At 61.9% G+C, this 11,911-nt stretch carries 5 protein-coding genes; 3 read left to right on the top strand and 2 right to left on the bottom strand.

The features are described 5' to 3' along the window. The coding region (locus QSV46_RS03725) for an immunoglobulin-like domain-containing protein (RefSeq protein ID WP_314946419.1) at positions 1-8,848 on the bottom strand (8,848 nt) is incomplete at its 3' end. 188 nt (positions 8,849-9,036) lie between these two features. Here QSV46_RS03725 and QSV46_RS03720 point away from each other — a divergent pair. Both QSV46_RS03720 and QSV46_RS03715 read left to right on the top strand, forming a co-directional pair. Further along, positions 9,037-9,510, top strand: a complete 474-nt coding sequence (locus QSV46_RS03720) for a hypothetical protein (protein ID WP_314946417.1) — start codon at positions 9,037-9,039, stop codon at positions 9,508-9,510. Between the two features lie 106 nt (positions 9,511-9,616). Beyond that, a complete protein-coding gene (locus tag QSV46_RS03715) occupies positions 9,617-10,198 on the top strand; it encodes a hypothetical protein (protein ID WP_314946416.1) in 582 nt (193 codons plus the stop codon). Between the two features lie 50 nt (positions 10,199-10,248). On the opposite strand, the gene QSV46_RS03710 is transcribed toward QSV46_RS03715, so the two are convergent. Then, positions 10,249-10,506, bottom strand: coding sequence for a hypothetical protein (locus QSV46_RS03710; RefSeq protein WP_314946415.1), 258 nt, complete (start codon positions 10,504-10,506; stop codon positions 10,249-10,251). Positions 10,507-10,674: 168 nt separating this feature from the next. On the opposite strand from QSV46_RS03710, the gene QSV46_RS03705 reads away from it, so the two are divergent. Continuing rightward, entirely contained in the window at positions 10,675-10,986 is a 312-nt protein-coding gene (locus QSV46_RS03705; protein WP_314946414.1) for a hypothetical protein, read from the top strand. Positions 10,987-11,911: the final 925 nt, after the last annotated feature.

The raw sequence follows: 11,911 nt of genomic DNA, 5'->3' as shown, positions 1-11,911 counted from the left end.
GCGTCGCCGTCACCAGGTCGCTGTCGTCGGTGATCGTCGTCGTCACCGTCGCCGGGTTGGTGACGAGGTTCTCGTACGCGGCGCCGCCGGTATGGCTGAGGATGCTGTTCGTCACCAGCTGGGTGTCGATATAGACGTCGTCCTCGTTGACCGGGATCGTCGTCGAGCCGCTGGCCTGGCCAGCCTGCACGAGGACGTGCTCGCCATTGGCAAGGGTGAAGTCCAGGTCGCCGGTCGGCGTGAACGGGTTCAGCCCGCTGGTCAGCGTCACCGTGTAGGTGATCGCGCCGCCCTGCTCGCTGGTCGACGGCGTCGCCGTCAGCGTCGCTGTCACCGGATCGCTGTCATCGGTGATCGTCGTCGTCACCGTCGCCGGGTTGGTGACGAGGTTCTCGTACTCGGCCCCGCCGGTATGGCTGAGGATGCTGTTCGTCACCAGATGGGTGTCGATATAGACGTCGTCTTCGTTGACCGGGATCGTCGTCGAGCCGCTGGGCTGGCCAGCCTGCACGAGGACGTGCTCGCCATTGGCAAGGGTGAAGTCCAGGTCGCCGGTCGGCGTGAACGGGTTCAGCCCGCTGGTCAGCGTCACCGTGTAGGTGATCGCGCCGCCCTGCTCGCCGGTCGACGGCGTCGCCGTCAGCGTCGCCGTCACCAGGTCGCTGTCATCGGTGATCGTCGTCGTCACCGTCGCCGGGTTGGTGACGAGGTTCTCGTACTCGGCGCCGCCGGTGTGGCTGAGGATGCTGTTCGTCACCGGGTGGGTGTCGATATAGACGTCGTCCTCGTTCACCGGGATCGTCGTCGAGCCGCTGGCCTGGCCAGCCTGCACGATGACGTGCTCGCCATTGGCAAGGGTGAAGTTCAGGTCGCCGGTCGGCGTGAACGGGTTCAGCCCGCTGGTCAGCGTCACCGTGTAGGTGATCGAGCCGCCCTGCTCGCCGGTCGACGGCGTCGCCGTCAGCGTCGCTGTCACCAGGTCGCTGTCGTCGGTGATCGTCGTCGTCACCGTCGCCGGGTTGGTGACGAGGTTCTCGTACGCGGCGCCGCCGGTATGGCTGAGGATGCTGTTCGTCACCAGCTGGGTGTCGATATAGACGTCGTCCTCGTTGACCGGGATCGTCGTCGAGCCGCTGGCCTGGCCAGCCTGCACGAGGACGTGCTCGCCATTGGCAAGGGTGAAGTCCAGGTCGCCGGTCGGCGTGAACGGGTTCAGCCCGCTGGTCAGCGTCACCGTGTAGGTGATCGCGCCGCCCTGCTCGCCGGTCGACGGCGTCGCCGTCAGCGTCGCCGTCACCGGATCGATGGTATCGGTGTCGGTAACCGTGGCGTTGCCGAAGCTGGTAATGTTTATCGCCTCGAAGTTGCCGCCCGAGGTGCTGGCAATCGAGACCTGGGTCGCCCCGCCATCCAGGTACACGTCTTCGCCCTGCGCGGGCTGGGGATCCGACGATGCCGTCAACTGACCGGGTGCAAAGGTGATGTTCACGCCATTGTTCAGCGTCACCGTGAACGGCGTGAGCGAGGCGTAGTCCATGTGCGCCGTGTAGACGATGGCCTGATCCTCGGGCACCAGGACATTGTGCAGCGTCACGAAGTTGGTGTTGATCGTGTCGTTGACCGTCACCGTCGCCGTGTCGGCCGTGTTCAGCGCTTCGTAATTGCCGCCCGTCGCACCTGTGACCGAGACGCTGTAACTCTCGTGATCAACATAGGGATCATCGCCCTGCACCGCGAACGGCGTCGAGGTACCTGTGGTCTGGCCGTCGAGGATCGTGATCGTCGTCCCGTTGCTCAGGGTCAGCACGAGGTCGCTGCCCTGCGGCGCATGGTTCACGCTGGCCGAAATCGTCGCCGTGCCGACGCCCTCGTTCACCGTCACGTCGTTCAACGTCACCGTGGTCGGATCGAGCGTATCCTTGATCGTAACCGTGGCAATACCGAAACTCGTGAAGTTGATCGCCTCGAAGTTGCCGCCTGAGGTTCCGGTGATCGAGACCTGGGTAGCCCCGCCATCCAGGTACACGTCTTCGCCCTGCGCGGGCTGGGGATCCGACGAAGCCGTCAGCTCGCCGGCCGCGAACGTGATGTCCACGCCATTGTTCAGCGTCACCGTGAACGGCGTGAGCGAGGCGTAGTCCATGTGCGCCGTGTACACGAACGTCTGGTTCTCGAATGCCATGACATCGTGCAGCGTGATGAAGTTGGTGTTGATCGTGTCGTTGACCGTCACCGTCGCCGTGTCGGTCGTGTTCAGCGCTTCGTAATTGCCGCCGGTCGCACTGGTGACCGAGACGTCGTAGCTCTCGTGATCGACATAGGGATCGTCGCCCTGCACCGCGAACGGCGTCGAGGTACCCGTGGTCTGACCGGCAAGGATCGTGATCGTCGCGCCGTTGCTCAGAGTCAGCACGAGGTTGCCGCCCTGCGGCGCATGATCCACGCTGGCCGCGATCGTCGCCGTGCCGACGCCCTCGTTCACCGTCACATCGTTCAACGTCACCGTGGTCGGGTCGCTGTCGTCCGTAACCACGAACGATACCGTCGATGCCGAGGTGTCGCCGTCGCCATCGGTCACGGTGTACGTGAAGCTCGCCGGCCCGCCGGTATGATAGACGTCATCAGGCTGAGCAACGAACTTGTAGGCACCCTCAGCGGTGACCTGAAGGCTGCCATGGGTGACCGAGACGGCCTGAGAATACCCGTCCTCGCCGAACGACAGGGACACGCCGTTGATTTGCGTGACGGTCGCGCCGTCGGCGCCCGGATCGAAATCGAGCTGACCAATGACCGGAGCAGACCCTTCGAGAACGTCCTGCGAGGGCTCCGCGAAAGCATGCGGACCATCGTCCTGGAAATTGATGTGAAGCCCGGCCGGCGAAACGGCATGGGCGGTGTCGCCGTCACCGTCGGTCGCGGTGGCCGAGATGTACACGAGGCCGTTCGCGATCGAGACCTCGTCGTCATAGGCAGCAGGCGTCGAGCCATCGACGTTGTGCGCGATCGCCGCGAACTGTGCGACCCACAGATGCCCGTTGGTGTCGACGTAGAGCGCGAACACCTTCTCGCCGGTCTGGAAGTTGTTGCTGTCGACGCCCCAGACGATGTTCGGGTTGGTGGAATCCGTGAACAGGAAGATGTCGTGGTTGCCGACCGTCGTATTCAGCCCGGAATCCTGGCCGGTGAACCCGCCACCGGCGGAATTCGTCAGTTGATAGGACACGCCTCCGGCGGGGCCGGGTCCGTCCGTGCCGAAATCAGGCGTCGCGAACAGGCTGGTCGCGGCACCGCTCGATTCGGCGTAACCGAGAACCGTACCGATCTGCGCGCCGGCGATTGCGGCCGTCAGCACGCTCGGGGCTGTCGCAGGATCGACGTCGTTCTCCAGGCTCGGGCCGGATTGCGGAGCGAATCCCGCACTCTCGTCGTGGGTAACGCTGAGCGTGGCGGGAGCGCACACGACGGACGAAATGCCGCTGACCGAGAACGGATGACCGACATTGAGCTCTTGCGGATCAGCCGGGTCGGTTGGAAGGGTCGGCGCACCGTTCGGCGTGCTCGAGAAGGCGACGTTGTCGTAATTGGAAATGACGAGACGATTGAAATCGTCCGACGTGTCAACCGTGACGGTTGCCCCCTCGTTCAGGCCGACGATGACGACGCCAACCAGCGTATTGCCGTCATACACCGGAATTTTGGTGAAGCTGGCATCCCCGGTGACGGTGACGTCGTTCAGCGTGATCGGCAGCGGATTGCCGTCATCGGTGAAGTCGTTGTTATCATTGGCGTTAAAGACCTGGACGAACACCGTCGCCGTGTTGCTCGCACTGCCCTGGATCTGCTGGACGGTGAATGAGGCCGCGTCCACCTCGTAGTGACCATTAAAGGCGAAGCTATTGGCCGGGAACGTGACATTGTTGACGAAGTCGAGCCGCAGGATCTCCGCGGCCTGGTCGTTGCCGCCGTGGACCTCATGGCCCTCGATCGACTGGTTGCCGACGCCGATGTCGCTCCCTGTCGTATTGATCGTGTTCGGGTTCGGGCCATTGCCCTGACCGATGCCGGACAAGAGCACGTCCTGATCGCCCGGACCGTCGAGACCGCGCGCGTCGACGTTGCCCGCCTTGATGCCGACATAGGTGAGCGGCGTATCGACGCAATCCTCCGAAGCGGAGATGGTCGGGCCGGAATCGTCGATTGAGACGATGGAATTGCTGTTGCCGATGAGGGTCACGGCGGCGGATTGCGTGACATGGTCACCGTCGCCGTCAGTCACCGTCACGGTCAGCTTCACACCGACGCTCTGGCCGGCCACAGCCGTCAGCAACGAGACCGACTCGTCAAACAGCGAGGGATTCTCGGGCAGCTGGGATCCGGCGGGTTCCGAGGCGTCGTGATCAATCGGCAGGAATTGATCGATCACGAGCTGTGCCGTGGCCGGATCCGTCGAATTCAACGAGATGCGCAGGACGACGAAATCATCGCCCGTCGACAGCGTATCATGACCGACGCGGCCGACGATCTGATCGCCCTCGAGCGTCAACCAGACGGTCCGATGGTCCTGTGAGGTGCCTTCTAGCTGGCTGCCCACCAGCGCGGTAGCGACGAGGTTGGTCTTGATTCCGCCGAGCTCGGGCGCGCCCGTCAGGACGAGGCTGAGCGCGGACGTGACGGGGTTGACCAGGGCGGCACCATCAGCCCCGTAATCGATCACCGCATTCGTGAACAACGGGGCCAGCAGCCCCGCGCCCGTCATCAGCTCACCGATCTGAGCCGTCGAAGCCGCGTCCGTCGTGAACGTGACGGTGGCGTTGCCAGTGTTGTCGGCGAGTCCGTTCGGCGTTCCGCCGCCCGACTCGCTCTCGCCGATGTTGTATTGATCCGGCGACGACCCCTCATGGCCGATCGTCTCGTCCAGATTGAGCGAAATCGCGACGAATTCCGGCGTGGTCACGTCGGTACCGATCGTCAGCTTCGGGCCGTCGTCGTTGAAGTGGATCTTGCTCGAAATATCCGCGGACGCGGATGCCGTGTCGCCATCGCCATCCTTGATCGTCACGACCGCCGTGATCGAGCCCGCGGCCAACGAAACCTGATCGTTCGCATTGGACGTATCGGAGTGATGGAGCGAGAGATATTCGACCACGGAGACCTTGCCGGTGACCGGATCGATGGCCACGGCAAAGGCGGTGGCGCCACTCAGTTCGGGATGCACGTTATCAGTGCCCACCGTGCCGATCACCCGGCCCGCGCTATCCAGCGACAGGGTAATCGCCGTTCCGTCCGTCAACGTCACGCCGGAATTGGACGATTGCAGATCGAGCGAATACGTGATCGCCGCGGTCGGATCTGGTCCGTCGACGCCGAAATACGGCAGGATGCTCAGGGCCGCGCCGCTACTGGTCGCGTAGGCGAGCACCGTTCCGGGTTCATCCGGATCATCGCCGGGATTCGCCACGGTCGCAAAGATCGGAAGCGCCGCCGTGACGTCATTGGCCTGGTTGCCGGGAGTCTCGTCCGCAGTCACGCCGAAACTGCGAGACACCGTCGCCGCCACCAGCGGGCCGTCGTCTTCGAACTGGATGTTGCCGGAGATGTCGGCGGATGCCGAAGCGTGATCGCCATCGCCGTCGGTGACCGTCACGGTCGCCTTGACCTGGCCGAGGGCGTTTGCCAGCGAGACCGCCTCATCGATATCGCCGCCGATATCGGCGCTGTCGTGGTGAAGCGAAACATACTGGACGACGGACACCTTGCCGCTCACCGGGTCGATCGCAATCGCAAACGCGGCCGGATCGTTGGTGCTGGTTACGTCATCGCCGGGATCGGCCCCATCGTAACGGCCGACGATCAGGCCGTTCTCGAGGAACAGGAAGATCGCCTTCCCCTCCGTGGTGGCGAGATTCGAATCGATCGGGCCGGTCGTGCTCTGGTCCTGCGCATCGGCCAGCGTCAGCGAAAAGACCTGGGCGCCCGTCTTGGCCGCGCCGTCGGTGCCGAAGTCCACATTGTCGATGGTGAGCGCGGCGACGTCGCTCCGCGCGTACCCGATGGGAAGACCGAAGAGAACCTGCGGGTCGTGTCCGGGATTGCTGACGCTGTTGAAAACGGGCGTGAACAGAATGTCATTGTCGTCGCCGAACGGCGGGCTCTGCAACAGCAGGGTCTCGTCATGAACGACGGCAAAACCTTCCGTCACCGACACCGTCACCGTCGGACCGTCATCGTCGAAGGCGATGAACGATCTCTCGTTGGCGATCAAGGTGACCTGAGCCGACGAGGTGGTCTGGTCGCCATCTCCGTCGGTGACAGTGGTCGTGAGCTCGAGGTTGAGCGTCCCATTGCCGACCAGATGCAAAATCGCCTGCTCATCGAACTGCGACGGATTCTCGGAGCCGCCGTGATCGATCGGCAGGAACTGGTCGACCGTGATCGTCGCCCCGGAGGGATTGGTGGCGTCGCCGAGGGTAATGCGGAAGGCAACGTATTCGTGCTCGGCAGCACCGTCACCGACGATCCGCCCTTCGAGCGTATTGTCGTCGACCTGAACCAGCACGATGGCGCGCTGCGCCGCGGTGAGGTTCTCGAGCGGCGTGCCGACCAGCGCGGTCGCAGTCAGGTTCGTGTCGACCGTCTCGCCGGAAAGCACAAGCTTGAGGACGTTGCTGATGCCACCCTTGGCGCCGGGACCATCCGTGCCGAAGTCGACAATGGCTGTGTCAAACAGCTCCGCAAGTTCACCCGCAGTGGTCGACAGCTCGCCGATCGCCTCCCCCTGCGTCGGATGGATCGCGACAGTAACGGTGGTGGCCTTATCATCAGCGGCGCCGTTCGGCGGTCCGAACCCCGATTCGGATTCGCCCACGTTGTAGGTATCGGGCTGCGGGCTGTCACCGTGGGCAATGGTCTCGTCGAGGTCGAGCAGTCCGACGTTGGTCGGATGTTCGCCCTCGTTCCGGGTGATCATCGGACCATCGTCGTCGAACGCGACGAACGAATTCTCGCTGCCGATCAGGTTGACCTGGGCCGTGGAACTGGCGTGGTCGCCATCACCGTCGGTGACCGTCGTCGTGAGTTGCAGGCCGAGCGTATCGGCACCAGTAATGTGGAGGAAAATCTGTTCGTCCAACACCGACGGGTCTTCCGAACCGCCGTGATCGATCGCCAGGAACTGGTCGACCCTGACGTGCGCGGTCGCAGGATCGCTGGCGTTTTCCAGAACGATGCGGAAGGCGACGTACTCGTCGCCATTGTTGGCGATTCCATCGCCGACAATCCGTCCCTCGATCGTGGTGTCGTTGACCTGGACCAGCACGATCGAACGCGCGGCAGCGTCGAGGCTTGCGAGCGGAGTACCGGCGAGCGCCGTCGCCGTCAGGTTGGTGCCGACCGTCTCACTCGATAGCACCAGCGTGAGAACGTTGCTGACGCCACCGTCCGGGCCGGGGCCATCCGTTCCGAAAGCGACCAGCGCCGCTGGAAAAAGATTGATGAGTCCGCCCGCCGGCGTCGACAACTCCCCGATCGCCTGGGCCTGCGTCGGCGCGGTCGAAACCGTGATGGCGGTCACGCCGGTGTCGTCCAGCGTGCCGTTGGGGGTGACGCCGTCCGATTCGGTTTCGCCGGTGTTGTAGCGATCCGTCAGCGGGCTGTCTTCATGGCCGACCGTCTCGTCCAAATTCAGCAGGCCGATGGACGGCAACTCGCTGCCCTCGCCGCGCGTGACTGAAGGACCGTCGTCGAGAAAGGATACGCCGAGTGAGCCGTTCGAAACCGCCGTCGCCGTGTTGCCGATGCCGTCGGTCACGGTCTGCTGCACGAACACCACGTCGGCGAGCTGCGCGCCTTCGCTCGTGTCAGGATCGGACGCGGTGCCGTGCTTGATGGCTTCATACTGGGCCACGTCAAGCTTCAGGGTGGCAGGATCGAGATAAAGCTGGAAGGCGACCGCACCGTTCGGATCGGCCACGCCACCGGAGCCCTCGCGGCCGACGACAAGATTGCCTTCGGTGAACAGGAAGATTTCGTTGCCGGTGACCGTCGCCTGCAGGCCGGAATCGACGCCGGCGAAGGCCGCGCCGATGGCGGTGGTCAGCGCATAGGCGGTCGTTCCGGTGCCGCCGCTTCCGAAGCTGGCGCTCGATGATGCAATTTCCGGAACGACACTCTCGGCCCATCCGATCAATCCGACAGGAGAGAAGACCGCAGGCAAACCAGCATGGGGCAGATCGTTCGCGCCGTTCAGGACTTGCACATCGGCGGTTTCGTCATGGATGACGATCGTGTCCGCGAGCGTGAAGCCCGCAGTCGGGGCAATCGTCGTGTCGGGCACCCCTGCGAATGTCTCGGGATTGAGGGCGAAATTGCCGAGCTCTTCCTGTCCGAGCAGGTCGAGCGGATTGCCGCCGTTTAACGTATCCACTGCAGCATTGGAGAAGCTGGCACCGCTGCCTTGGGCGTTGCCGTTGCCATCACCGGCGGCAGGCAGCACGGATTGGTCGGTCGTGATGGGAAAGAGGCTCGCGAACTCCTGAACGTTGACGACGCGTCCCGGCGCCAGCTCGATGGACAGCAGATCCTGGCCGTCATGGCGGGAGTCGAACACCGGGTCCACAGTGATCGTCGACTTGTTGTCGAACAGAATGATCAGCTTCTCGCCGACGTGGACGAGCGTGATCTTTTCGTTGGCGATCGATGAGAAATCGAGCTTGACCTTCTGGTCGTATCCGAGATGTACGACCACCGCCTGGTCTGTTAGCGGCTTTGCCAGCGTAAAAGTTCGAACTGGAGTTGCGTTGGTCGGAGCAGCCGTGCCGGTAGCCTGCGCTACCTGGAATTGAGCGTTCATAATCTACCCCTGCCAAAACATTATGCAGTTAAAAATCAAGTCTGCAGAAAGTAAGTCGAAAAATTTCCCTATTAAGCTATTGTTAACTGCATCCGGGGTCAACGAAATCAACTAGTTAACGAACACTATTTGGTCCGGCGTGGTAAATTGGTGTTTGAGGCAAAGAGCCCACCGAAAAGGCATTTGGAATGAGCACCTTGCAGGCAGCGGACCGGGAAAACATGGCAAACCTGGCCGCACTGCTGAGGGTATTATTATCCTCTTTCGCCGTGATGCTGGTTGGCTTCGGTGCGCCCGCATGGGCCGAAGAGGCGCCCGCTCCGGTCGAGCGGACGATCAAGAGCCTCGCCAACAAGGACACCCGGATCGGCGTCTTCATCAATTTGCTGCCCGACTGCACGTCGGGGCCGCTGCCGACGATCCGCCTGGTCAATGCGCCTGCGTCCGGGAAGGTGACCGTCAAGTCGGCGAGAGTGAAAGCAACCAACTACAAGGCTTGTCTCGCACTGGAAGTACCCGCCTACGTCGCATTCTACAGATCGCAGCCGGACTTCATCGGCGATGACGTCCTGACGATCGAGGTCAAATATGCCGGTGGTCGGACGGAAATTCAGAAAATCACGGTCAACGTTGCTGGCCCCGGAGCGCAGCAGAAGATCTAGCTATGGCGTGATCCGGAAAAGTGCGAAGCGGCTTTCCGAAAAGACATTCTCAAGGAGAGCCTGAGCGCGATGACGATTCATTCCAATCTCCGCGCCGGTGCAGCCCTTGCTGTTTGAGCAGCTCACGTTGGTGACAAGGGATTTGTGCGATGCGACGCGACGCGCGTGGGCGCAGACTCCCGACGGCGACTTGATGCAGAATGGCAACGGCCGAATTATCTTCGATCATCCGTGCTGCAACGGTTTGACGTTTGGGCCGTTTCTTGCTTCCTTTGGTTCTCATTGGTTATTGATTTTTTTAGGAGCAACAATGCGCAATCGACCAGGCAAGCTTATTGCGGCGGTGGTGCTGAGCTCCAGCCTTGCCGCAAGCGCGCATCCGGCGGCCGCCGCAGATCTCGGCCTGATGGCACGGCCAACCGACGTCGGGAATTGCTCAGAACTCGTCTTCACCTGCGAGAACGGCAGGCAATATCCTCTTTGCCCGATCGCCGTGTCAGTGGCTGGTGAGGTTGTAACGGCGTCGCTGCGAACCGGCCACTCCGGCGGCGTGCATGTGCGCCTGGTCCCGATGGGAGTCGGATATCGCTATGCCGGTCCCGGCGTCTGGGTCGACGGCTTCCGCGGCAATGCGTTGCTCAATTTCGGCAAGCACAGCCAGATCGCCTGCACGATCGAGAACTATTGAATGGCGAGCCCGAGCGGCGCCTCCGCAAGGCGCCGCGTCACCATACCGCGCTAGCCTTTGGTGCGAACGACAACCGCCCTCGCGCGCGGGTACATGTAAGCCTTGGGACGTACATAAACCGGACAGTAGTTGTCCCACTGGTATTGCTGCCAATTCCACTTCCAGCAGCCGGTCGCGATCTCGGGATTGGAATACCAGTTCAGCCGATACGGCTCATCACCAAATGGATACGGACCGCCCTGAGCGCTGGCCGGCGATGCACACATGCAGACGGTGACGGCAATCGCAACAAGGAATGGCTTGTACATGACTTTCTCCCAATATGCCGGCATAGTGCCAAATGGACCCATGCTTATCAAGCATGGAAGCGCCAGGCATGCTGGCGAACCCGCAGCGCGCAAGGGCGTCGGTAGCGTCGTCTGCGCAACGACCGCAATCGAGTGATTCAGCGACAAGTCCCTCACACGTCTTGCTTCATGAAAACCATTTCCCTCAATGCGAAGCTTCGGTGGCCCGACGTCAAGGACCACTACGTCGTCGTCTATGAGGGGCATGTGATCGGCAGCGTACATCGGTCCGGAGACAGCTGGTCCTGGTCGATAAGCGTCCCGATGGGCTTGCCTGATTGGTCGATCGGAAACGCTTCCAGTCTGCACGAAGGCATCAAGACACTCGGTAATGCGTGGGCCGGCATATTGAAGTCGACAAGCGCCGAGCGCCTGCAGCGGGCGTGGGATCTGGAACGAGCTGCGGAAACGCGAAACACCGGTTTCGAGTCCAACGCGTAGTATCAGGGCGCCCAAAGCGTTTTGGGTTCTCAGGTAACAAGGCCTTCGCTCGACCGGAGTGCCGAACTGCAAAACTCGGCATTCATGGACTGCACAGCTCCGCATACTTCCCAGCTCGATGCTGTCCCGACACCGTCCATGAGCGCACACTTGCAGCGAATGCTCGCTTGCCAATGTTTGGTCCGTGGAGACTGCTTCCGGCGAATTTACTCAAGGTTGCAAGATCTCACCAGCACACGTGCCACTGCATTTTCCTGCTCTGTGGCAGGGATCCTCGGAGAAGCACAGCGGCGCTGAGACGAAGGCGCAGCGTGCGCGCGGCTGGCTCAGCGCCGCCTCTGCAAGGTGATTACCCGACGGCCCAAGCCGCGTGCTGAGGAACGACGACCGTCGCATTGTCGCCGACCGAATAGCCGCCAAAGGCGGGAGCATCGACATTGAGGCGACCGGAGCATAGTCGATTGATTTCAATTGAAGCTGATAAGATACAGCTCCCGCCAGAATCCGCCTTCGAAACTCCGATGGACTGCTTCGCAACATTCCGACCGGATATCCAATTCCCTGACCAATAACAAATCTAAGTCGACCTCGGACTGAATCTGAAACTGTTTAGCCCATGGTCGATCACCCGTGCTCAAAGCCGAGCATCCAGATTGAAGAGCTTAGCTAGTCTCCCCTTCACTCCCACTCAATGATTTAGGAAGCCGTTTCCACGTTGATTTCCAAGAACAAATCCTTGAAGCCGACGGACAAATGCCGACGGCACACCCCTCCCAATTTTTCGGTCTTGAATTCACAGAAAAATTTGAGCCGTTCGCAATCCTGGCGATGTCGCTACCTATCGGTGTCAATTGACGGATCAGCACTGCCTGCGTGGCCAGGACTGCCATTCCCGCACTGGTTCGGCCCAGGCTCAAATACCGTC

The sequence above is a fragment of the Bradyrhizobium cosmicum genome, assembly GCF_032290525.1.
In the GTDB taxonomy this organism is placed as follows: Bacteria; Pseudomonadota; Alphaproteobacteria; order Rhizobiales; family Xanthobacteraceae; genus Bradyrhizobium; species Bradyrhizobium cosmicum_A.
The sequence above is the reverse complement of the archived record's forward strand: the minus strand, read 5'-3'. Positions and strand labels throughout refer to the sequence as shown.

Excerpts from the sequence above, each read along its gene's own strand:
- QSV46_RS03705 (WP_314946414.1), top strand. The coding sequence starts at position 10,675 with ATGAAAACCATTTCCCTCAATGCGAAGCTTCGGTGGCCCGACGTCAAG.
- QSV46_RS03710 (WP_314946415.1), bottom strand. The coding sequence starts at position 10,506 with ATGTACAAGCCATTCCTTGTTGCGATTGCCGTCACCGTCTGCATGTGT.
- QSV46_RS03720 (WP_314946417.1), top strand. The coding sequence starts at position 9,037 with ATGAGCACCTTGCAGGCAGCGGACCGGGAAAACATGGCAAACCTGGCC.